19 protein-coding genes are annotated in these 22854 nt (G+C 67.7%); 10 read left to right on the top strand and 9 right to left on the bottom strand.

Going from position 1 to position 22854, the window contains the following annotated elements; genetic code table 11:
• Positions 1 to 50: 50 nt before the first annotated feature.
• From H0I76_RS17315 to H0I76_RS17290, 6 genes are all read right to left on the bottom strand, one after another.
• Positions 51 to 1310 carry a patatin-like phospholipase family protein gene (locus H0I76_RS17315; protein WP_200612838.1) on the bottom strand — a complete coding sequence of 420 codons (1260 nt, stop codon included), beginning with the start codon at positions 1308 to 1310 and terminating at the stop codon, positions 51 to 53.
• Between the two features lie 101 nt (positions 1311 to 1411).
• The gene (locus H0I76_RS17310) at positions 1412 to 1954 is read right to left on the bottom strand and encodes a hypothetical protein (RefSeq protein WP_200612836.1); all 543 of its coding nucleotides are present in this window, start codon (positions 1952 to 1954) and stop codon (positions 1412 to 1414) included.
• 11 nt (positions 1955 to 1965) lie between these two features.
• Positions 1966 to 2430, bottom strand: a complete 465-nt coding sequence (locus H0I76_RS17305; RefSeq protein ID WP_200612833.1) for a hypothetical protein — start codon at positions 2428 to 2430, stop codon at positions 1966 to 1968.
• A gap of 115 nt (positions 2431 to 2545) precedes the next feature.
• Positions 2546 to 3565 carry a methylenetetrahydrofolate reductase gene (locus H0I76_RS17300; protein WP_200612830.1) on the bottom strand — a complete coding sequence of 340 codons (1020 nt, stop codon included), beginning with the start codon at positions 3563 to 3565 and terminating at the stop codon, positions 2546 to 2548.
• Complete coding sequence (locus H0I76_RS17295; RefSeq protein ID WP_200612827.1) at positions 3562 to 4140, bottom strand: methylenetetrahydrofolate reductase C-terminal domain-containing protein; 579 nt, start codon at positions 4138 to 4140, stop codon at positions 3562 to 3564. The genes H0I76_RS17300 and H0I76_RS17295 overlap by 4 nt, the downstream gene beginning before the upstream one ends.
• A gap of 138 nt (positions 4141 to 4278) precedes the next feature.
• The gene (locus H0I76_RS17290; protein ID WP_200612824.1) at positions 4279 to 7377 is read right to left on the bottom strand and encodes a Stf0 family sulfotransferase; all 3099 of its coding nucleotides are present in this window, start codon (positions 7375 to 7377) and stop codon (positions 4279 to 4281) included.
• Positions 7378 to 7871: 494 nt separating this feature from the next.
• Here H0I76_RS17290 and acs point away from each other — a divergent pair, with 494 nt between their 5' ends.
• The 7 genes from acs (at position 7872) to H0I76_RS17255 (ending at position 17159) form a co-directional block, all read left to right on the top strand.
• The gene (acs, locus tag H0I76_RS17285) at positions 7872 to 9815 is read left to right on the top strand and encodes an acetate--CoA ligase (protein ID WP_200612821.1); all 1944 of its coding nucleotides are present in this window, start codon (positions 7872 to 7874) and stop codon (positions 9813 to 9815) included.
• A gap of 232 nt (positions 9816 to 10047) precedes the next feature.
• Complete coding sequence (locus H0I76_RS17280) at positions 10048 to 10308, top strand: DUF4212 domain-containing protein (RefSeq protein WP_200612818.1); 261 nt, start codon at positions 10048 to 10050, stop codon at positions 10306 to 10308.
• 16 nt (positions 10309 to 10324) lie between these two features.
• On the top strand, positions 10325 to 12100 hold the full coding sequence (locus tag H0I76_RS17275; protein WP_200612815.1) for a sodium:solute symporter family protein: 1776 nt from the start codon (positions 10325 to 10327) through the stop codon (positions 12098 to 12100).
• A 110-nt stretch (positions 12101 to 12210) separates the two neighbouring features.
• A complete protein-coding gene (locus tag H0I76_RS17270) occupies positions 12211 to 14055 on the top strand; it encodes a DUF294 nucleotidyltransferase-like domain-containing protein (protein ID WP_200612812.1) in 1845 nt (614 codons plus the stop codon).
• Positions 14056 to 14072: 17 nt separating this feature from the next.
• A complete protein-coding gene (locus H0I76_RS17265; RefSeq protein WP_200612810.1) occupies positions 14073 to 14597 on the top strand; it encodes a hypothetical protein in 525 nt (174 codons plus the stop codon).
• Between the two features lie 29 nt (positions 14598 to 14626).
• Positions 14627 to 15040: a response regulator transcription factor gene (locus tag H0I76_RS17260; RefSeq protein ID WP_200612806.1), complete on the top strand. Its 414-nt coding sequence runs from the start codon at positions 14627 to 14629 to the stop codon at positions 15038 to 15040.
• Positions 15033 to 17159, top strand: coding sequence for a 3'-5' exonuclease (locus H0I76_RS17255; protein WP_200612804.1), 2127 nt, complete (start codon positions 15033 to 15035; stop codon positions 17157 to 17159). Before H0I76_RS17260 ends, H0I76_RS17255 begins: the two co-directional genes overlap by 8 nt.
• Positions 17160 to 17165: 6 nt before the next feature.
• On the opposite strand, the gene H0I76_RS17250 is transcribed toward H0I76_RS17255, so the two are convergent.
• The gene (locus tag H0I76_RS17250) at positions 17166 to 17819 is read right to left on the bottom strand and encodes a ribonuclease T2 family protein (RefSeq protein ID WP_200612802.1); all 654 of its coding nucleotides are present in this window, start codon (positions 17817 to 17819) and stop codon (positions 17166 to 17168) included.
• A 161-nt stretch (positions 17820 to 17980) separates the two neighbouring features.
• On the opposite strand from H0I76_RS17250, the gene H0I76_RS17245 reads away from it, so the two are divergent.
• The gene (locus H0I76_RS17245; protein ID WP_200612800.1) at positions 17981 to 18754 is read left to right on the top strand and encodes a DUF1013 domain-containing protein; all 774 of its coding nucleotides are present in this window, start codon (positions 17981 to 17983) and stop codon (positions 18752 to 18754) included.
• 43 nt (positions 18755 to 18797) lie between these two features.
• Here the strand turns inward: H0I76_RS17245 and H0I76_RS17240 are convergent, their stop codons facing one another.
• Positions 18798 to 19598: an SDR family NAD(P)-dependent oxidoreductase gene (locus H0I76_RS17240; protein WP_200612798.1), complete on the bottom strand. Its 801-nt coding sequence runs from the start codon at positions 19596 to 19598 to the stop codon at positions 18798 to 18800.
• A 158-nt stretch (positions 19599 to 19756) separates the two neighbouring features.
• Here H0I76_RS17240 and H0I76_RS17235 point away from each other — a divergent pair, with 158 nt between their 5' ends.
• Both H0I76_RS17235 and H0I76_RS17230 read left to right on the top strand, forming a co-directional pair.
• Entirely contained in the window at positions 19757 to 21442 is a 1686-nt protein-coding gene (locus H0I76_RS17235; protein WP_200612796.1) for an acyl-CoA synthetase, read from the top strand.
• A gap of 169 nt (positions 21443 to 21611) precedes the next feature.
• Positions 21612 to 22067: a methylated-DNA--[protein]-cysteine S-methyltransferase gene (locus H0I76_RS17230; RefSeq protein WP_200612794.1), complete on the top strand. Its 456-nt coding sequence runs from the start codon at positions 21612 to 21614 to the stop codon at positions 22065 to 22067.
• Here H0I76_RS17230 and H0I76_RS17225 read toward each other — a convergent pair.
• Entirely contained in the window at positions 22033 to 22785 is a 753-nt protein-coding gene (locus H0I76_RS17225) for a DUF2459 domain-containing protein (protein ID WP_200612792.1), read from the bottom strand. The genes H0I76_RS17230 and H0I76_RS17225 overlap by 35 nt on opposite strands.
• Positions 22786 to 22854: the final 69 nt, after the last annotated feature.

Genomic DNA, 22854 nt, shown 5'->3' with positions numbered 1-22854 from the left:
AGCTGATCTGCCGCGTGCCAGTGAGGGGCGCTGGAATAGGTTCATTCGCATCAGGGCCACGGCTCGAACTCGGGGGGGGTCGGGGACCAGCCGTCACCGGCAAGGCCGATCTCGTATCCAACGTCGTAGAGCGCCTTCATGTAGTCCCGGTCGAAGGCCTCTTGGGGCTCGCGGTCGAAGTCCGTCGGCACTGCGAGGACGTTGAGCTCGATGCCGTCACGCTCGGCGATCGCGTAGATCTTGTAGACATCGCCGGACCCCGCGCCGCCCAGCAGGCTGGAGAGCGCCGAGCCCGCGATCGACACCACGCGCGGCCGCACCGGGTCATATGGCTTGCGCAGCTTGTTGTTCATGATCACGTAGATCGAGCGATCGAAGCGCGCTCCCACGGCCTCGTCGACAAGCCGCATCGGCAGTTCGGGGCTGAAGAACATCACCTGCTGTGTCGCCCCGCCGTCGACATGCATCTCGTCGTAGGTCTTGCCGTCGGCCGTGACGACCGGGATCAGGACCGGGGGAAAGACGGCGGGGATCGCGGAAGACGCCTGGACGATGTCATGGATCAGGCGCTTGGCCATCGGATGCCCGCTCGCGGCGATCGCGCTGGCGTTCCAGAAGACCGGCCGCGCGGCATCAAGGTTCGTCGTGCCGATGAGCAGGGCGCGCCCGCGCTCGTACTCCTCGGCCAAGCGCTGGACCACCGTGTCGTCGATGTACCTCTCGATCAATCCGCGGTAGCCGCGTGTGTCCATCAACGCGGTGCCCCCGGTCAGGCCGGCGAAGATCGCCCGCTGCATCAGCTGGCTGGTTTCATAGGTGGTATAAACTTCAGTCAGCTCGTCATCGTAATCAGGGCCGAGAAAGGCGAAGACCGCGATGATCGCGCCGGTGGAAATCCCGGTCACGATCGTGAACTCGGGCCGGTCGCCGCGCGCACTCCAGCCATTGAGCACGCCCGCACCGAAGGCGCCATCCGGGCCGCCGCCCGAAAGTGCGAGACTGATTTCCCGGATCGGCTCGCCGGCGGCAATTGCGTCCTTGTGCGCCGCGCGCTGGAGCTTGGACCAGTTCGCGATCAGATCGTCGCGTGTTCCGGCCGAAAGTTCGTCACCCCAGTCCCTGACCCGGTTGCCGCCTTTCGACACGATGCCATAGGGCGCGGCGGTCTCGGCCTCGGACGCCGGCACGGGGCTGCGCGTGAGGACGGTCGTGCAGGCGCCTGCAAGCATCGCGACCACGGCGACGAACGCAAGCACCAGAGCGGCGCCTCCGCGCCGCCCAGGCGTCCGGGTATTTTCGAGGCGTGTCATTGGCGCATTTTCCCCCGGACTGCTGCGGCGCCCACGCGCCTTGGTGATGGCGCCCACGGACGTGGCGGCGGTCCGCCGAATTCCCTCACGGACGGCCAGTGTCAGTTCTTTTCAGGCATCTCCAGGGTCATGTCCTTCCAGAACGCCACACCGAACGCCTCCTCGCGCAGGCTGCCGTTCTGAACCTTGAAACTGGTCTCGGCCCTGCGCACGACGATCTTGCCGCTGCCCTTGGCGCCTTCCAGCCGGCCTTCCCCGCCAGTGATCTCGAAGATGCCGCTGCAGCCAACGAGGCGGAGCCCCGAGCACTCGAACCGCCCGAAGGCGATCGCTCCGTCCATCGCCACGATCTGGCATTCGCCCTTGCCGACCTGCTCGCCGGTGCTGATCGCGGCCGCGACGGTCCCCACGCAGATGATCCGTCCCGCCGGTACCGGCCCCTTCCCGGTGTCGATGGCGTAGGGGCCGCTGACCTCGCCCGCGAAGACATTCCGGTCGCTCGCGGACTGCACGACGGTGCCGTTCGCCTCCCACATCGATACGGCGTCAAATGTGACGGGCTCTGCGGCTGCGGATCCGATGCCGCCCGTCATCAGACCGATCGTGGCGAGGGCCAGTGCAGCAGTCTTTCGCGCGCTTCGCATGACGCTCTCCCTCAATCGAACGTGATGTAGACGGCGTCGCCGCCAAGCGAGAGGGCAAGCCCCTCGCGCTTCGCCTGCAGCCGCAGGCTGACGCCCGCGGAGTTCTCGAGGAACAACTCGCCCGTGCTCTTCGAGCCCGCCGCGACACCGTAGCGTCCCTGCACGTACGCGCCCGGGAAATCCTCGACCTTCTTCAGGCCGTAGACATCGCCGGTGGCCTCGATCTTCGACGCCCCGATCCCGCCGATGCCCAGGCCGCCGACCGAGAAGTCGTAGGTCTTGCCGTTGAAGTGGAGCTTGCCCCCGCCGACATTTCCGCTGAACAGGAATGCCACCTGAACCTGCGAGATCTCGACACGCGCGGTGACCTCGCGATCCTCGGCGGTCGCGCTGGTGGCAAGCACCAATGCTGCGATGCCGCCCGTCAAAAGCGCTCGGAGCCGAGCGGGCATCCGATCAGCGTCACGGAATCTCATCCGGCGGTCTCCCCCTTAATGAACCAGCACGAGTTGAGCCCATCTCGCCCCGTTCCCGCAACGATCTTCTTTGCCGAAATGTGTGGTGGAATGAGGCGTCGCGGTCCCGGTGCCATCATGCCTCGGGACCGGCGCCCGTCGGCTCGCTGCCGCGCCGCCGCGCACGGCGGCCCTCGAGCACGCCGGATTCGAGGATGATCTCGGAGACCTGGTGCTCGCGGCGGTAGGCCATGACATGCACACCCGCCACGCCCGGGATCTCCCGCATCCTCTGGATGAGCTCGATGCAGAGCTTCTTGCCTTCCTCGCCCGGCTTCTGCGCGCCTTCCATCCGGGCGATCACGCTGTCGGGAATGTGGATGCCTGGAACGTTCGAGCGCATCCAGCGCGCGGCCTTCGCCGAGGCGAGCGGCCCCACGCCCGCAAGGATGAAGACGCGCTTGTCGAGACCGAGGTCCCGGACCCGCGCCATGAACTTCTCGAAGAGCGGGATATCGAAGATGTAGTTGGTCTGGATGAACTCGGCGCCCGCATCGACCTTCTTCGCCAGACGTTCCGGGCGCCACTCATGCGGCTCGATGCAGGGGTTCTCGGCCGCGCCGAGGAACATGCGCGGTGGACGCGAGATCTTGCGCCCCGACAGGAAGACCCCGTCGTCACGCATCGTCCGGATGGTTCTCAGGAGCGAGAGCGAGTCGAAATCGAAGACGGGCTTCGCACCCGGCTGGTCGCCGACCCCGACGCCGTCGCCGGTCAGGCACAGCACGTTTCGCACCCCCATCGCAGCCGCGCCCAGCACGTCGCCCTGGATCGCGATGCGGTTCCGGTCGCGGCACGAGATCTGGTAGACGGTGCCGTATCCCGCGCGGGTCAGGAGCGCACTGATCCCGATCGAGGACATGTGGCAGTTGGCGCCCGACGCATCGGTGGCATTGATCGCGTCCGCCACCTCGCCGAGCGGCCGCGCCGCCTCGAACACGTCCGCCGGGTCCGCGCTGTCGGGCGGGTTCAGCTCGGCGGTCACCGCGAAGCGGCCGGAGCGCAGCACGCGCTCGAGCCGGCTGCTCGAGACATGGCCCGGTGGCGGCTCCTCGTAGGGCCGGACGAAATCGCCGTGGTCCTCGAACCCGCTCATTGGCGCTGCTCGCGGTTCACGGCGCTTGCGGGCTCGGTGGCGAGCGGGGCGACCGCGGGCTCGTTCGCGCGCGCGCCGGGGAAGGCCTGCGCGATCGTGGTGCGTGCAGCCTCCCGCGCCTCCCGCAACCGGGCGGCCTTCTCGCGGCTGACCCGCAGCCAGGAGGACGACCCCTTGAGGCTGCGGTCGACCGGGGGCAGCACCTCGCGGATCTTGTCGCCGCCCTTCATCCGCGAGGACCCGTCCCAGGCCAGCGCCCAGACACAACGCATCCAGGGCTTCACCTCGCAATAGCCGCCCGGGCGCACGCCGCCGCAGGGCCCGTTGCGCAGCTCCTTGGGACAATTCATCGGGCAGGACATGCCGGTCGACGACAGGACGCACTGTCCGCACATCTTGCAGTCGAAGAGCACGCCCTTCACGCCGCGCTCGACCAGTGCGATCGGCCGCTCGACGCGCTCGTAGCCGATCCGGGCGAAGACCGGGTCGCAGGCGATCATCAGCCGCTCGAGACGCTGGTAGATCCATTCGAACGCCGCCGCATGGCGGATCGCGAAGAGGCGGGCGCGGTACATGACAAAATGCCCTCCCGAGGCGCCGGCCGCGCGTCGTCCGGCATCGTCGAGCCTCCAATGCGGTGGCGCCGAGCGCAACAGCAAAAAACCTTGCGCCATGCGCTGTCGTGTGTCGCGGACCAGCGGCGCGCGCGCCGTTCAGCCGGTCCTCTTTGCCGCGTCGTTTGGTACCCCGCCAAGCGCCAAGTCCTGCGCGAAGCGTTCGCGGTAGGCGCGGATCTCCGGCGCGCGCGTCGTTGCGGGAACGAGGCGGCTGATCGGCGTCATCCCCGGCAGGAACGGCGCCTCGAGAAACTCGGCAACGCGTCTCAGCGTATGTTTGGGTCTTCGCGCGACCTGCGCGTAGTTGATCCTTATTAGTTTATCATCCGGGATCAGGCGCCCCACGGCATCGTCGAGCTGGCGCGTCCAGGCCGCGTAGCGGCGAAATTTGGCGCTGAGTGCCGCGAAATCATATGGCGGCATTGTCGCGGGTGCTTCCTTCAATGCTGATCGCGGGCCGGCTCGGTTCTCGTGGTGCCAGACCCCGAGCGCTTCCGCCACGTAGGAGCTCACAGCCGACTCGGTCTCCCGGCGTCCGACGCGAACAAAGCAAAATCCAGCATCGACCATCCAGCCGAGAAGGCGGTCGCCGGCGTCCCCCGCCGCCGGTTCGAAGAGGTACTGCGTAAGCAGCTTCGTGCCGACGACGCCTTCGTGTTCGATCTGTCCGAAGACCTCGCGCAACGCGCCGTCCGGGGCGCGTTTGCAGGCCAGTGCCGCGATCAGGGGTGCGCGAAAGTGCTCGGCCGGACGGCCGAGCCCCACAGACGCGAGCAGGGCACACAGGTGTTCCGACCCGGAACGCGGATTGGCAAGGATCGCATACCGCGTCCCCGCGCCCTCGAAGCGTTGTGCGAACCGATTGCGGTCCGCGCGGGTGATACCGCCAGCACGTGCGAACGCGACGCGATCGCGGCATGCAAGCCGCGGCACGATATCGCGCGTGAAGGAAAGACCTCCATGGCGCTCAGCAACCCTATCTTCGAGAGCCGGGTCATCCGGCGCGACCACGATACACAGCGCATCGTCCGATCGCCTCGCTTCTTCCGCCAGAGCGACGTCGAGATACGGGCCCGCTCGGTTGGGAAGCGGGGTGTTCGGCCCACGGAGGATCCGCAGCCGCCCCGGTATCGACCTGAGGGCAGCTTCCGCTCGCAGTTCAGCGAACGATACAAATGCCGGATCCTCGAAGAGTCCGCAGAAAGGGTCATCTGCCGGGGGCGCCGCGCACTCTCCGGGTCGCAGGATCACGCACCCCTCTCCCAAATAGAGGGAATCCGACGCGATCATGTTCGCATCGGCGACCTTCCATGTATGCGCCGTCTTATCGACACGGCGTTTCGCGGTGTGGAAGTGCCCGGGCAAGCCGCAAACCCGCAGTCCCGAGGCGATGGCTCGTCGGTAGAAATTGACGTCCTCTCCGAGCCTCAAGGTCTCGTCGAACCGAACCGTCGCGAACGCCCTGCGTCGCGCGCATAGGCTCGATCCGCTCCCGATCGCCTGACGATTGCCCGCGCCAAGGTCCCGGGCGATCTCCGGAGATGGTGGGTGCAGAAGGTAGGTCTGCCCAAGGCTCTCGAAGTGGAAGCAATAGGGGCTCATCGACACGATGTCCGCCTCCGACGCCAATAGGAAGCCGACCATGCAGCGGGTGTAATCGGCCGCGTACCTGTCGTCGGCGTCGAACCTGACGACAACATCTCCCTCGGCAAGGTCGATCGCCTTATTGAGATAGTGACCGATCGTCTTGCCCGGTGGCAGGACCAGATGGCGGACAGGAAAGCCGGTGGATGGATCCGGGCGGAGCGACGCCGGGTCGATGCCTTCGCCGTTGACGCAGAAGATGACTTCTGCGTCGGGCCAGCGCTGGCGGTTGATCTGGGCAAGTAGGTTGGACACATCCTGCGCCCGATGGATGGGGCAGATGAAGCTCACGCGTGGCGCGTCGCCCTCGCTGGGCCCGTCGTGGAGGATGCGCATTGTGAGATCGTCCGCCGCCGCGAGCAGCGGGTCACCGGCGGTCTGCCGCAGTCCGGCCGCCTCCAGCTTGCGCAACAGCCAGGACGGCGTGGGAAGCCCGCGTCCGGCGGCCTCGGGATCGAGCGTGTCGCCCAGCATCTTCAGCGGCCCGAGCAGCCGCGTATCGTGCGTTCCGAAGCTCAGGATCGCATCGAACGCTCTTAGCGCCATATCCTTGTCGGAAAGCGCAATGCTGGCCGAGAATGCACCGAGTGCCGCATCCGCAGTGTCACATTCCTGGCGGGCAATGTGCTCGAGGAGTGCGCTCGGCGGATCCAGCTGTACCGTGTCGAAGAGGCGCAAAAGCGCTGCCTTGTTCGGGAACGATGCCAGATCAATCCGGTCGGTGAAGGCGCGGGCGCGCTCCCGAGCGCTCTCCTGATCGCTTTGCATGACTTGCAGGCGCAAGTCCGCTTCAAGAGCCCGGAGATCGTCGGGGTCCAATGATAGCGCATGAGCCAGCGCCTCTCTCGCCACCCTCAGATCCCCGAGGCGCTCGTGGATTTGCGCGCGCAGGTGCCAGAAGATCCGGTTGGAGGGGGAATCGGTGCAGGCTCTTGCGCAGAGCGCATCCGCTTCCGCGAAGTTTCCGGTCTCGATCAGGGCCGTGATCAGCAGTCGGGCAGGCTCGGGCAGCCCGGGAAAGCGGCGGTACGCCATCCGGGCGAGACGCAGCGCGCTGTGGAGATCCCGGCGCGCGAGGTGCAAGGTGATGCGCAGTCGAAGGCTCTGGACCGGCTCATGGTTCGGCCGTTCGTCGCCGAGCACCGACAAGGCGCGAGCCACGTCGCCGGCGGAATTGTGAACCGACGCGTGCAGAACCCTGTGCCGCTGGTTCCTTGGCTCGAGCGCAACGGCGTTGCGTGACGCATCGAGCGCTCCGGGAATATCGTCACGCGCCCAGCGCAGTGCGGCGAGCACGTGCTGGAGCGCGGCATCCTGACCGTGTCCGTGTGCAAGCCGCGCCGTCATGCGTTCTGCGAGCGTGAAGTGCGATCGCCGCAAGAGGGCGCGGATCATCCTGTGCGCGACTTGGTGCGATCCTTTCAGCACATCCGCCGCCGTGCTCAGGCGGTACTTCGAGTAGCTTCTCGGCGTCATCCTGGTTCGACGGATCCAGAGTGCAGCATGCGTCGTGCGAGGCATTCGCGCGAGCATTACACATGCAGTTTCCATTCTTTTCTTCGGCGCCGCGCTGCGACGGATTGCTGCGCACGCTCTCGGCCCAGGGCAACAACGAAACCCGCGCAAGAATCATGCTCGACGATTCTTGCGCTCGTTTCAGCGGGACGCGCGGATGAGGCGGATCGGGCTCCGTTTCAGGGCCGGATCAGGCATGATCCGCTGATCTTTCGCGCGGCAAACTGTCCCCATCGCGCGGCATCGAGCGCCCATGCGAGTGAAGGATTCGATGCGCGCGCGTTGCCCTCGATCGGAGCAGTTCCTGAAAGCGTCTGAAAACATGAGAAAAATTGGAAATATGTAAATATTTTTCAATCCAGAGGATCAGAGGGAAAAAATTTTGACAAATTTTCCGCCCAATTTCAATTGATTACACGGCGTTTCACTTGTGTTAGGAAATTGCCGAAGCAGCGTCGCCGCGGGCAGAAACGATCGCATGCCCGACGGACGTCGCACAGGGGATGCGAAACGTTCTGGGAGGATTCGCGATGGCGGATGACGACATCTTTTCGGTGAGGCCGGAGATTGCTGCCTCGGCGCATGCCGATGCCGCGCGCTACGAGGAGATGTACAACGCCTCGGTCGCTGATCCCGAGGCGTTCTGGGCCGAGCACGGCAAGCGGCTCGACTGGATCAAGCCCTACACGAAGGTGAAGAACACCTCGTATGATTACCACAACGTCTCGATCAAATGGTTCGAGGACGGCACGCTCAACGTCTGCGCCAACTGCGTCGATCGCCACCTGAAGGACCGCGCGCACCAGACCGCGATCATCTGGGAGTCTGACGATCCCGGCGTCAGCCAGCACATCACCTACCAGGAACTCTACGAGCAGGTTTCGAAGTTCGGGAACGTCCTTCACAGCCTCGGCGTGAAGAAGGGCGACCGCGTCATCCTGTACTTGCCGATGATCCCCGCCGCGGCCTACGCGATGCTGGCCTGCGCGCGCATCGGTGCAATCCATTCCATCGTCTTCGCCGGGTTCAGCCCGGACGCCCTCGCGGATCGCATCAACGACTGTGGCGCGAAGCTCGTCGTCACGGCCGACGAGGCGCCGCGTGGCGGCCGCGCGACGCCACTGAAGGCCAATGTCGACAAGGCGCTGGCGCGCTGCGGGTCGGACGTGCGCTGCCTTGTCGTGCGCCGCACCGGCGGCGCCGTGCCGATGACCGAGGGTCGCGACGTCTGGTACCACGACGAGGTCGAGCGGGTGAGCGACCATTGCGCGCCCGTCGAGATGAGCGCCGAGGACCCGCTGTTCATCCTCTACACGTCGGGAAGCACCGGAAAGCCGAAGGGCGTGCTGCACACCTCGGGCGGCTACCTGCTCTACGCGTCGATGACGCACCAGTATGTGTTCGACTACCAAGAAGGTGACATCTACTGGTGCACGGCGGATGTGGGCTGGGTCACGGGGCACAGCTACATCGTCTATGGCCCGCTGGCGAATGGCGCGACGACGCTGATGTTCGAGGGCGTGCCGACCTATCCGGACGCCGGCCGCTTCTGGGAAGTCTGCGCCAAGCACAAGGTTAACATCTTCTACACCGCTCCGACCGCCATCCGCGCGCTGATGGGCCAGGGCGAGGAGTTCGTCGCCAAGCACGACCTCTCGTCGCTCCGGATCCTCGGCTCGGTCGGCGAGCCGATCAATCCCGAAGCCTGGCGCTGGTACCACCGCGTCGTGGGCCGCGAGAACTGCCCGATCGTCGACACCTGGTGGCAGACCGAGACGGGCGGCATCCTCATCACGCCGCTGCCCGGCGCCATCGCGCTCAAGCCGGGCTCGGCCACGCGGCCGTTCTTCGGCGTGCAGCCCTGCGTGCTCAACGATAGGGGCGAGGAGATCACCGAGACCGCCTGCGAGGGCGTGCTGGCGATCAAGGACAGCTGGCCGGGCCAGATGCGCACGGTCTACGGCGATCATGACCGCTTCGTCTCGACCTATTTCGAGATGTTCAAGGGCTACTACTTCTCGGGCGACGGCTGCCGCCGCGACAAGGACGGCTACTACTGGATCACCGGCCGTGTCGACGATGTCATCAACGTCTCGGGCCACCGCATGGGCACGGCCGAGGTCGAATCGGCGCTGGTCGCGCATCCCAAGGTCTCCGAGGCCGCGGTCGTCGGGTTCCCGCACGACATCAAGGGGCAGGGCATCTACTGCTACGTCACACTGATGTCTGGCGAGGAGCCGAGCGACGAGCTGCGCACGGAACTGCGCAACTGGGTGCGCAAGGAGATCGGCCCGATCGCCAGCCCCGACGTGATCCAGTGGGCGCCTGGCCTGCCCAAGACCCGGTCTGGCAAGATCATGCGCCGCATCCTGCGCAAGATCGCCGAGAACGACTTCGGCGCCCTGGGCGATACCTCGACGCTCGCCGACCCTTCGGTCGTCGACAACCTCATCGAGAACCGCGCGGTCAAGTGACCGTGTGAGCGGGGTGCGGGGCCATGCTCCCCGCCCCCGTGCGATCCCGCGGCAGGTCCGCGGCGGGATCGCGACGCGCAGGCCACGGGCGCCAGGTGTGCCCATCGCCCAAGAAAAAGAACGATGCGGGGGCAAGTCTCAAGCAAGAACCCGCAGCATCGCAGGGGAGCCGTAACGGCAGCCCGCCCCCCACCACGGGATGGCGGGATTCTGTAGGAGAGGAAATGAAAAGATGAACGACAAGGAAGCGGGCCTTGCCTACTGGCGGGCAAACATCAACCTCGTGAAGATATCGCTCGTCATCTGGGCGCTTTGTTCTTTCGGGTTCGCAATTCTGCTTCGTCCGATGCTGAGCGGCATCGCGGTCGGCGGAACTGATCTGGGCTTCTGGTTTGCCCAGCAGGGGTCGATCCTGGTCTTCCTCGCGCTGATCTTCATCTACGCGGTCAGGATGAACACCCTCGACCGCAAGTTCGGCGTCCACGAAGACTGAGCGCCGGGGGGAAATCATGGACCAACAAACACTCAACTTCATCTTCGTCGGCGCGACCTTCGCGATCTATATTGGCATCGCCTTCTGGGCGCGTGCCGGGTCGACCGGCGAGTTCTATGCCGCGGGCCGGGGCGTGCACCCGGTCACCAACGGCATGGCCACAGCGGCCGACTGGATGTCGGCCGCCTCGTTCATCTCGATGGCGGGCCTGATCGCCTTCGTCGGCTATGACAACTCGTCCTTCCTGATGGGCTGGACCGGCGGCTACGTGCTGCTGGCGATGCTGCTTGCGCCCTACCTGCGCAAGTTCGGCAAGTACACCGTGCCGGAATTCGTGGGCGACCGCTTCTACAGCACCTCGGCCCGCATGGTCGCGGTGGTCTGCCTCATCGTCGCGTCGCTGACCTACGTCATCGGCCAGATGACCGGCGTGGGCGTCACCTTCGCTCGCTTCCTCGAGGTGGAAAGCGACACCGGCCTCTATATCGGTGCGATCGTCGTGTTCTTCTACGCGGTTCTTGGCGGCATGAAGGGCATCACCTACACGCAGGTGGCCCAGTATGTCGTGCTGATCACCGCCTACACGATCCCGGCCATCTTCATCTCGCTCGAGCTGACCGGTGATTTCCTGCCGCAGATGGGTCTCTTCGGCACTCACGAGGCCTCGGGCACTCCGCTGCTCGCGCGGCTCGACCAGGTGCTGGCCGAGATCGGCTTCGCCAGCTACACCGGCCATCACACCAACACGCTGAACATGACCCTGTTCACGCTGTCGCTGATGATCGGTACCGCCGGCCTGCCGCACGTGATCGTGCGCTTCTTCACCGTGCCGAAGGTGGCGGATGCCCGCTGGTCGGCCGGCTGGGCGCTGGTGTTCATCGCGCTACTCTACACCGTGGCCCCGGCCGTGGGCGCGATGGCGCGGCTCAACATCGTCGACACGATCTACCCGAACGGCATCCAGGCCGATACCTCGCTGCGGTATGACGAAAAGCCGTCCTGGATGACGAACTGGGAAGTCACCGGTCTCCTCAAGTTCGAGGACAAGAACGGCGACGGCATGATCCAGTACTACAACGACAAGAACGAGGCGATGGCCGCCGCGGCAACCGAGCGTGGCTGGGCCGGCAACGAGCTCGTCACCTTCAACCGTGACATCCTCGTCCTTGCCAACCCGGAGATCGCGAACCTTCCGGGCTGGGTCATCGCCATCGTCGCGGCCGGTGGTCTTGCAGCGGCGCTCTCGACGGCGGCGGGTCTGTTGCTGGCGATATCGTCGGCGATCAGTCACGACCTCATCAAGGGCGCTCTGAACCCGTCTATCTCGGAAAAGGGCGAACTCCTGGCGGCGCGTATCGCGATGGCGATCGCGATCGGCGTGGCGACATGGCTCGGTCTGAATCCACCGGGATTTGCCGCACAAACCGTGGCGCTCGCCTTCGGTATCGCGGCGGCCTCGATCTTCCCCGTGCTGATGATGGGCATCTTCTCGACGCGCATCAACAACTCGGGCGCGATCGCGGGCATGCTGTCGGGCCTGATCTTCACGGTGGTCTACATCTTCATCTACAAGGGGTGGTTCTTCATCCCCGACACCAACTGGCTGCCTGACAACGCCGACAACTGGGTCTTCGGCATCTCGCCGCTGTCCATCGGCTCGATCGGCGCAGGCATCAACTTCCTGGTCGCCTACTTCGTCAGCCGTGCCACGGCCGACGTGCCCGAGGAGATCCGGGAGCTGGTCGAGAGCATCCGCATCCCGCGCGGCGCGGGCGAGGCGGTCGACCACTGACGACAGCCTGCCGTGCCCGGTGTTCCAAGCCGGGCACGGGCAAGAAACCAAAGCGGGCGGCGGCCTGGCCGCCGCCCGCAGCCACTTCCGGGCAAAGCGGGGTCCGTACCATGTCCTTCACGCTAGAACGGATCGAGCGGTTTCTCGCAGCCCATCATCCCTTCGATACGCTCTCGCCCGAGCTCGTCGCCGAATGCGCGCGCGAGGCGACATCGCACGAGGTCTCCGAGGGCGACACCATTTACAGCGCAGGCGACGCGCTGCCCGGCCTCTTCCTCATCCTGCGCGGTTCGGTCGAGCTGAGCGTGCCGGATGGCACGGCGATTTCGGTGCGCCGCACGGGCGAGATCTTCGCCCGAAGGGGTCTGATCGGTGATGGCACTGCGCCCGACGCGGCGAAGGCGCTCGAGGACGGTGATCTCCTCGTCGTGCCCGTGCCTCACTTCCGGCGAATGCTCGATGCTTCCGAGCCGTTCCGGAGCTTCTTCGAACGTGTCCGGATCCGCTCCGACGAGGCCCGAACCGGAGCGCGCGACGGCGGCCTCACGACCCTTCCGATTGGCGCCCTGATGACCGCCGAGCCGGTGACCGTGCCGCCCGGGATCGCGGTGCGCGATGCCGCGCGCATCATGGCCGAGCGTCACATCTCCTGCGTCCTGGTCGCCGAGGATGGCGGTCCGCTCGCGGGCATCCTCACCACGGGCGACCTGACGGGCCGCGTGCTGGCAAAGGGGCTCTCGCCCGATACGCCAGTGCGCGAGGTGATGACGGCCGATCCCGTCAGCCTTTCGCCCGAGGCCTTGGGGTTCGACGCCTTCCTGACGATGGCGGAGCGGCATATCGGTCATCTGCCGGTTACCGATGGTGGCCGCCCCGTTGGCATCATCACCCGCACAAACCTGATCAATCGGCAGACCGTCTCGTCGATCTACATGGTGGGCGAGATCGCCCGGGCCGAGACCGTCGACCGGCTGGCCGAGACGGTGACCGCGATCCCGCAGCTTCTCGCCCAGCTCGTGGGCGGCGGTGCCGAGCCGCATGTCGTCACCCGCCTGATCACGGATATCGGCGACGCCGTGACGCGGCGGCTGCTGGTGATGGCCGAGCGCGACCTCGGCCCCGCGCCGTGCCCGTGGCTCTGGCTCGCCTGCGGCAGCCAGGGACGCCGCGAGCAGACGGGGGTGTCCGACCAGGACAACTGCCTGATCCTCGACGACAGCGCGACCGAGGCCGACGATGCCTATTTCGGCGCGCTCGCCAAGTTCGTCTCGGACGGGCTCGACGCCTGTGGCTACTACTACTGCCCCGGCGACATGATGGCGACCAATCCGCGATGGCGGCAGCCCCTGAAGGTCTGGCGCCAGTATTTCGACGGCTGGATCCGCAAGCCCGATCCGATGGCGCAGATGCTGTCCTCGGTGATGTTCGACCTGCGCCCGATCTCGGGCACGCGGAGCCTGTTCGACGGGCTCCAGGCCGAGACGCTGAGCGACGCCCGCGCGAACTCGATCTTCGTCGCGCACATGGTGTCCAACTCGCTCAAGCACACGCCGCCGCTGGGGCTCTTCCGGGGCTTCGCGCTGATCCGGTCGGGCGAACACAAGGACACCGTGGATCTCAAGCACAATGGCGTGGTGCCGGTCGTCGATCTCGGTCGGATCTACGCGCTCGTGGGCGCGCTCGAGCCGGTCAACACGCGCGAGCGCCTGATCGCTGCGCGCGAGGCGGGCGTCCTGTCGGAGTCCGGCGCGCATGACCTGCTCGACGCCTACGACTTCATTGCCAGCGTGCGTCTCGAGCACCAGGCACGGCAGGTCCGCGAGGGGCAGAAGCCCGACAACTTCATGGCGCCCGGGACGCTTTCCGAGCTCGAGCGGGGTCATCTCAAGGACGCCTTCATGGTGATCAAGACAATGCAGTCGGCGCTGGCACACAGCCGCGGCGCGCCGGGCTGAGGGGCAGGGGAGGCTCGATGCTGTTCACTCTGATCGGCGCGGTTGCGGTGGCGGCGGCCACGGCGCTCGTCATGTTCTTCGTGCGGCGCCACCTGTGGCGCGCCATGCCGCGCTGGGCGCTTCCGGCGGCGGCGGGCCTTGCGATGATCAGCTTCTCCATCTGGAACAGCTATGCCTGGTATGACCGGATCACCGGCCATCTGACCGATGGCGTGGTCGTGGCTGCGACCTTCCCGACCCGCAGCCCGATCGAGCCCTGGACTTATCTGTTCCCGCGGGTCCAGCACTTCGTGGCGGTGAACATGGCCGATCGCGCGCAGATCGCCGCGCATCCCGAATACGTTCTCGCCGAGGTCATCGAGTTCCAGCAGTTCCGGGACGTGGCGCGCAGCGTGCACCTGTTCGACTGCCGCAACCGCCGCATGGGCCGTCCGCCGGCCGAGGCGCCGCAATTCGATGCGGAGGGGACGATGACCGGCGTGGACTGGGCGCCGGCCGACGTCGGGACGCCACTGATCGACACCGTCTGCGGCAGCAGCTGAACCGGGGTCACCGCGAAGGAGAAAACACAATGGGCCGAAGCGTTCTCATCGTCGAGGACCACGAGAGCATGGCCCTTGTGCTCGATCACCTCGTCCGCCGCGAGGGCTGCGAGCCGCAGGCCGCGTCCTGCCCCGATGCCGCCGCGCAGGCGGTGGCCGCGTCGCCACCGGACCTCGTGGTGATCGATGCCGATCTTGCACGGCGCTCGGGTCTCGATCTGTGCCAGAGCCTGCGCGCCGACCCGCGGCTCGAGGGGCTGCGGATCATGGTCCTGAGCGCCCGCTGCGCGCGGCTCGACATCGAGCGCGCCTTCGCGCTTGGTGCGGATGCCTTCCTGCCCAAGCCCTTCGCGATCTCGGACATGCGCGCCACGCTGCGCGCGCTGCTCGAGCTCGACCCGCCGGCAGGGGGAGGCAAGCCGACGGAGGCGCATCATGGCTGAGCGCGAGCGGCTTGGGCTCAGGCTGCGGATCTTTCTCTTCTTCGCCCTGCTGCTCTGCGTCTCTGCTGTTGCCACCGGCGCAGGCATCTGGGTGGCGGCCGGGCGCATCGGCGATCATGCGCTCCCGCATCTCGTGCTCGGCGCCGGCGGCGCGTGGTTCGTGACCGCGCTCGTGATCCTGCTCGTCTGGCAGAAATTCGACGAGAACGTTGCCCGCCCAATCCTGGCGCTGAGCCACGAGCTCGAGCGCGAAAGCACCGAGAGCGCTGCGCGCGCAGGCGTCAACACCGCGCCCGCGCGGTATCTCGGGAAGCTCGGCCCCGCCATCGAGCGTGCCGTCGAGGCGCTGGGCCAGGAGCGCGCCGCGACCGCGGCCAAGATCGCCTCGGCGACCCGCGAGGCCGAGTCGGCCAAGGCGCGGCTCGAAAGCGTGCTGAGCGAGCTCAAGCAGGCCGTGATCATCTGCAACCGTCAGCATCTCATCCTGCTCTACAACACCGAGGCCGTCCGCCTGCTCGGTGTCGCCGAGAATGTCGGGCTCGGACGCCCGCTTTCGGCGCTCATGCTCGACGAGCCGATCCGCCATGCGCTGGAACGGGTCGAGGCGCGTTACCGGGCCGGTCGGCACCTGACCCATCCCGACGGCCTCTCGATCGCCGTGCTCACCGCGACCGCGACGGGCCAGCGCACCCTCGCGGGGCGGCTGGGTCTGATCGTGGACGGGGCTGGCGGTGACATCAGCGGCTTTGCGGTTTCGCTAGGCGACGTCACCCACCAGATCGAGGCCGCGAGCGCGCGCGACCGGCTGATCTGGGACACGATCGAATCGCTGACACCGGCGCTCTCGGCGCTCTCGGCGATCGGCGAGCTTTTCGATGAACCCGACGCTCCGCAGGGCGTGGGGCGCGCCGCCTTCGACGCCGCGATCACGGCCGAAAGCCGCCATGCGGCCGATGCGATCGCCAAGCTGGCCGAGCGTCATGCGGGGCTGAAGAGCGGCGTGTGGCCGATGGAGGACACCTTTTCGCCCACCCTCTTCGCCTGCATCGTCGGGCGCCTGCCGATGACCTTGCGCGGCAGCGTGAGCATCGAGGGCGAGGGCCTCTGGCTGCATGCCGAGACCTACAGCATCGTCGAACTGCTCGCTCATGTGATCCGGCGTCTCGCCCCCGAGGCCGGTCGGGTCTCGCTGCTGGCCGAGCGGCGCGGCGGAAACGTCTCGTTCGACCTGGTCTGGACGGGCGAGCTGATCAGTCTCGCCCGGCTCGAGAGCTGGCTGGCCGAGCCCCTCGAGCATACCCTGGGCCAGTTGACCGGGCGCGACGTGCTCGCCCGCCATCGCACGGGCTTCCTGCCCAACCGCGCGCCCGACGGGCGGGCGCGGCTGCGCCTTCCGCTCGGCTCCGCGATCCACGACCACGAGGGCGCGCCGGCGATGCCGCTGCCCAAGCGGCCCGAATTCTACGATTTCGACCTGATGAACCGCGCCCTGCCGGCGGATCTCGCGGGCCAGGACCTGCGGCACCTGAACTATGTCGTCTTCGATACCGAAACGACCGGCCTGAATCCCGGGCGAGGCGACCAGATCGTCCAAGTCGCGGGGGTGCGCATCGTCAACGGCCGGCTCCTGCGCGGCGAGGTGTTCGACGAGTTGGTCAATCCGGGCCGCCCGATCCCCGCCGCGTCGACCCGAATCCACCATATCACCGATGCCATGGTGGCCGACCGCCCGCCGGTCGAGCCCGTGCTGCGCCGCTTCCACACCTTCGCGAAGGGGGCGGTCCTGATCGCCCACAACGCCGCCTTCGACATGCGCTTCCTCGAGCTGCGCCAGGAGCAGGCCGGCGTGCGCTTCGACCATCCGGTGCTCGACACGGTGCTGCTGTCCGCGCTCATCAGCGATCCCGCGGACGAGCACACGCTCGACGCGCTGGCCGAGCGTTTCGGCATCACGCTCCTGCCCGAGGAGCGGCACACCGCGCTCGGCGACTCGATTGCGACGGGCGCCGTGTTCCTGCGGATGCTCGATCTGCTGGCGGCGCGCGGGATCCGGACGCTGGCCGATGCGCAGGAGGCCTCGGACACGATGGTCGCGCTCAGGCGGCGACAGAGCTACTGAGCCACCTCAGCGCATCGGATCGAGCGTGATCAGCCGCGCCCTGCAATCGCGCGCCCCGCGTCCCGGGCAGGAAATGGGCTCGAGGTCGCGGTCGAGGCAGATGCGCACTTCGCGAAACCGACCGTCGCGGCAGGTGATGCTGACCATGTCGTCGCCGAGCCCCGGGTTGATCTCGAGGAACGCCGCCTCGATCACTTCGGGGTCGATCTCGACGGCGCTGCGCAGGCGGCGCAACTCCACCGGCCGGGCGATCGACTCGAAGGCCCGCCGCGCCAGGTCGAAATAGGCCGCCGGGTCGAGACCCGAGCAGCGCCCGTGCTTGCGCCACTGGTACCAGGCAAGGCCGCCCGAGCCCATGATATCGGCCATCGCGGCGGTCTCGCGCCGCGAAGCGTCCCGCGTCGCGCTTCGGCAGAACTCGGGCCAGCCATCGACATGCTGCGGCCACAGCCCGTGCAGCAGGAAACCGATCTCTTCGCGCGGGTCGCACTGGTCCGCGTCGCGCGAGTCGCCCTCGGCGGCGCACCAGCCGGCGTTCCACGACAGCGCCAGCACATAGTGGTTGAACTCGCCCGCCCGGTCCTGAGCCGCGGCTGTCCCGCCTGCCTGCGCCAACAGCGCGAAAATCGCCAGGATATGCCCGGCAAACCGTCCCCACATCGCCCGATACCGCTTTATTTCCGTGATCGTGGCGACTATATAGCGCCCTTGGAATTTCCTCGAAACCGTCAGACGCGCCCCCGCGCCCGGTTCTCGGAGCGCCGGCGGAGCCGTTTTCCGAAGGCCGAAGCCGACGGCGAGAGAAGAGAAGGAGAGACGCCATGTCCGATCTGCCGCTGATGCCCAAGGCGACCGCCGTGTGGCTCGTGGATAACACGACGCTGACCTTCCGGCAGATCGCCGAGTTCTGCGGAATGCACGAGCTCGAGATCTCGGGGATCGCGGATGGCGAGGTGGCGCAGGGCATCAAGGGGTTCGACCCGGTCGCGAACCATCAGCTGACGGCCGAGGAGATCGCCCGCTGCGAGGGCGACCCCATCGCGCGCCTGCGGATGGTCAAGCGCGAGATCGCGCCGCCCGTCAAGCGCAAGGGACCGCGCTACACGCCGGTCTCGAAGCGCCAGGACCGCCCGGCCGCGATCGCGTGGCTGGTGCGCTACCACCCCGAGCTCGAGGACAGCCAGATCTCGCGCCTGATCGGCACCACCAAGCCGACGATCCTGTCGATCCGCGAGAAGACACACTGGAACTACAGCAACCTCCAGCCGGTCGACCCGGTGGCGCTGGGCCTGTGCCGACAGACCGAGCTCGACGAGGCGGTGCGCAAGGCGGCCGAGAAGCGCGCCAAGTCGAAGGAGCACGTGCCCTCGCCCGAGGAGCGCATGAGCCTGATGTCGACCGACGAGTCGCTGAGCTCGCAGGAGGAATCCGAGCTTCCCTCGGCGGTTCGTGGCTTCGAGAACTTCAGCCTCGACGACCCGCGCGGCCCCGACGAGGACGCCGAGAAGGAAGGCGGCTACGACAGCTCGGTCGATCCCGATTCCCTCTTCAACCTGCCGCGGCGCGGCAAGGACGAGGGGCGCGACGAGGACTGACCCGCGGTCGCCGGGCTGCCGGTGGCGGCGGCGCCGGCCCCCGTTACCGGATCGGCGAGGCGAGCGGGTCGAGCACGGTGCGCCCGCCATCGACCGAGATCACCTGCCCCGTGATGAAGCTTGCACGGTGCGAGGCGAGGAAGAGCGCGGCCTCGGCGGCCTCGTCCGCCTCGCCGATGCGGCCCAGCGGTGTAACCTTGATCATCTCGGCGCGCAGGTCCGCGCGCTCGCGCAGCGTCTCGCGCAGGCGCGCCGACATCACCGCCCCCAGCGCCACGCCGTTCACGCGGATGCCGTGCCGCGCGAGATCGGCCGCCATCGAGCGTGTCAGCTGGTCGAGGGCGGCGCATGACACCGAATAGGCGATCAGCTCGGGCACCGTGCGCTGCGCCGCGATCGACGAGACGTTGATGATGGCGCCGTCGAAGTCCTCCTCGCTTGCCCCCTGGTGGATCATGCGCTTGGCCACGGCCTGCGAGAGCATGAAGGTCGAGGTGACATTCGTGTCGAGGGCGGCGGCGAAATCCTCCCGCTTGAGCTCCTCGAAGGCGCCGGGGCGCGTGGCCCGAGGTTCGTTGACCAGGATGTCGATCCGGCCGAAGGCGTCGATCGTCGCGGCGATGAGGTTGGCCGCTCCCAGCTTGTCGGGCCGCGCGAGGTTGAAGCGCGCGAAGCTGTCGGTGACGTCGCGGACCGCGGCGCAGCTTTCGTCGAGGGCATCGCCCTCGGCATCGGCCAGCATGACCTCGGCCCCCGCCTCGGCCATCCGCCGCGCGATGGCGCGCCCGACCGTGCCTCCCGCGCCGGTCACGATCGCCACCCGGCCGTGAAGTTCCTCAACCATGTCCTTGGCCCCCCGAGGCCGCATCTCCCCGCGCGGCACAGTTGCCCGCCGTGCCGCGCTTGTCGATCGAAAACTGATCGCGGCGCCCGGGTTTGACAAAGCCCCGCACTGGCGGCAACGCTGGGACGAAAACCGGATCCTTGGGGGAGACGCCGCGCTTGAGCGAGACCGAGAACCATCGCGACGGCCGAGCATCGGCGGCGCAGGCCGGCGGCGCGGCGGCCAGCCCCTTCGACCAGGGCCTCGAGCGGCGCGAGGCCAATTTCCAGCCGCTCACGCCGCTCAGCCAGCTCGCACGCGCGGCCGAGGTGTTCCCCGAGCGCACCGCCATCATCCATGGCGACGAGCGCACGGACTACGCGACCTTCTATGCCCGGTCGCGGCGCCTGGCCTCGGCGCTGCGGCGCGCCGGTGTCCGCAAGGGCGACGTGGTCTCGGCGCTGCTGCTCAACACCCCGCCCATGCTCGAGGCGCATTACGGGGTGCCGATGTCGGGGGCGGTGCTGAACGCGATCAACACCCGGCTCGACGCCGCGGGGATCGCCTTCATCCTCGATCATTGCCACGCGCGCATCGTCCTGGTCGATGCCGAACTCGCGCCAGTCCTGGCCGATGCGCTGGGCCACATGGTGATGCCCAAGCCCCAGGTCATCGAGTATGTCGATCGCACCGCGGGGATCGCCACGACCCATATGGGCGTCGATTACGAGCACTTCGTCGCCGAGGGCGATCCCGGTTTCGCCTGGGAGATGCCGGGCGACGAGTGGGACGCGATCTCGCTCAACTATACCTCGGGGACCACGGGCGATCCCAAGGGCGTGGTCTATCACCACCGCGGCGCGGCGCTGCTGGCGATGGGCAACATCGTGCACGCGGCGCTGGCCGAGCCGCTGGTGTATCTGTGGACCCTGCCGATGTTCCACTGCAACGGCTGGTGCTTCCCCTGGTCGGTCTCGGTCGTCGGCGGCACCCATGTCTGCCTGCGTCAGGTCCGTGCCGAGCCGATCTACCGCGCCATCGCCGAGCACCGGGTCAACATGCTCTGCGGCGCACCGATCGTGATGCAGATCCTGCTGAACGCGGCCGAAGACGAGCGCGCGCCCTTCGACCACCGGGTCAGGTTCTGGACCGCCGCCGCGCCGCCGCCCGAGGCGGTGCTTGCCGCGATGGCCGATGCGGGCTTCGAGGTCACCCATGTCTACGGCCTGACCGAGGTCTACGGTCCCGCCGTCGTCAACGAGTGGAAGGCCGAGTGGGACGCGCTGCCCGGCCCCGCCCGCGCCGCGCGCAAGGCCCGCCAGGGCGTGCGCTATGGCGTGCTCGACGGGCTCGACGTGCTCGACCCCGCGACCATGGAGCCGGTCCCGGCCGACGGCGAGACGCTGGGCGAGGTCATGTTCCGCGGCAACGTCGTCTCGAAGGGCTACTTCCGCAACCCCGAGGCCACCGAGAAGGCCTTCGCCGGCGGCTGGTTCCATTCCGGCGACCTCGCGGTCAAGCACCCGGACGGCTACATCCAGCTCAAGGACCGCTCGAAGGACATCATCATCTCGGGCGGCGAGAACATCTCGTCGATCGAGGTCGAGGACGTGCTCTACAAGCACCCGGCCGTGGGCTTCGTCGCGGTCGTGGCCAAGCCCGACGAGAAATGGGGCGAGACCCCGCTCGCCTATGTCGAACTGAGGCCGGGGCGGCAGGCCACGGCGGCCGAGATCATCGCCTTCGCGCGCGAGAACCTCGCCCATTTCAAATGCCCGCGCGAGGTGGTGTTCTGCGAGCTGCCCAAGACCTCGACCGGCAAGATCCAGAAGTTCGAACTGCGGCGCATGGCGCGTGAAAGCTGAGGCTTTCACGCGTGAAAATGAGACCACGTATTTGATTTATATCGAGAATTCATGACCTCAAACGCGCGGGCCGTCCGTCCCCACCACCGCATCTTCCGGGTCGCGCGAGGCTAGGGGTCGGCATAGTCTGCGATGCGATCCCCCTGGCGGCAGTGACGCGGAGACGGTGATGCCCCTTGCCACGCTCGATACCCCGGTCGGCCGCCTCGCCGTCGAGGAGGTCGACGGCGCGATCGCGCGGGCCTTCTGGTCCGATCGCGAGGGTGCGGACGCGACGCCCCTGCTGGACGAGGCACGCGCGCAGCTCGCCGCCTTTTTCGACGGGCGGCTGCGCGACTTCGACCTTCCGCTGACGCCCGTTGACGACGCCTTCCACGCCGCGATGCGCGCGGCGATGCTGGCGATCCCCTATGGCGAGACCCGCACCTATGGCGACATCGCCCGCGCGCTGGGCACCTATGGCCAGCCGGTGGGCGCGGCCTGCGGTGCCAACCCGCTGCCGGTGATCGTGCCCTGCCACCGGGTGCTGTCGGCCACGGGGCTTGGGGGCTATTCCGGCCGGGGCGGGGTCGAGACCAAGATCGCGCTGCTCAAGCTGGAGGGCGGCTATCCGCTGCTGATCTGAAGGCGCGGCGCGCGGCGCCGGTGGCAGCGGCGGCCGTCTGCGGCGCGGCCCGGGGCTGTGCGTCGAGCGCGGCCCGCAGCCGCGCTGTCAGGTCGCTCGCGCTGACGACACCCGCCGGGGCGATGTCGACGCCGCCTGCCCGCAGCATGCGCGCGGTCCAGGTGTTGCAGGTGTTGAAAAGGTGGAAGCTGCCGCGCGCGGGATAGAAGCCGCTGCCTGCGCCGAGCCCCGGGGCGATACGGCGTGCGGGCGCGCCCTCGGGGCGCTCGAAATCGCCGGCGATGGCGGCGATCAGGGCGTCGAGCCCGCTGTTCGACAGCGGCACGCGCAGCACTTCGCGCCCTCCCGGCACCGGGGCGGGCGGGCCCGGGCTGGCCTCGACATGCATCACCGCCGGGGTGGGGACGAGGGCCGCGCCAAGGGCCATGCCGACCGTCGCCTCGGGCGCGGGGTAGTAGTCCCGGTCGCCCCAGCCGAAGGTCAGGTAGGCCGCATCGGGGAAATCCCCGGCCTCGGGCATCAGCCCGGTCGCGAGGATCGCCGCGCGCGGGACCACGATGCCGGTATGCCAGTTGTTGCTGACGACGTGCACGGCGCGGGTTGGCGGGCCGGCGTCGGGCGAGACCGCCGGGCCTGCTGTGCAGGCGGACAGCCCGAACAGGCCGAGCGCGAGCGCGATGCCGGCGCCGATGCCTGCGGCGGCCCTGCTGTCCGTCATCGCGACCTCCACCCCGCGCGCGCCCTCTGCCGGGGCTGCGGGGTCACGAGCGTCGGCAGGCGCCGCGGG

This window comes from Thermohalobaculum xanthum, assembly GCF_016623495.1.
GTDB lineage: Bacteria > Pseudomonadota > Alphaproteobacteria > Rhodobacterales > Rhodobacteraceae > Thermohalobaculum > Thermohalobaculum xanthum.
This window is presented reverse-complemented; position numbering and strand designations above follow the sequence as displayed.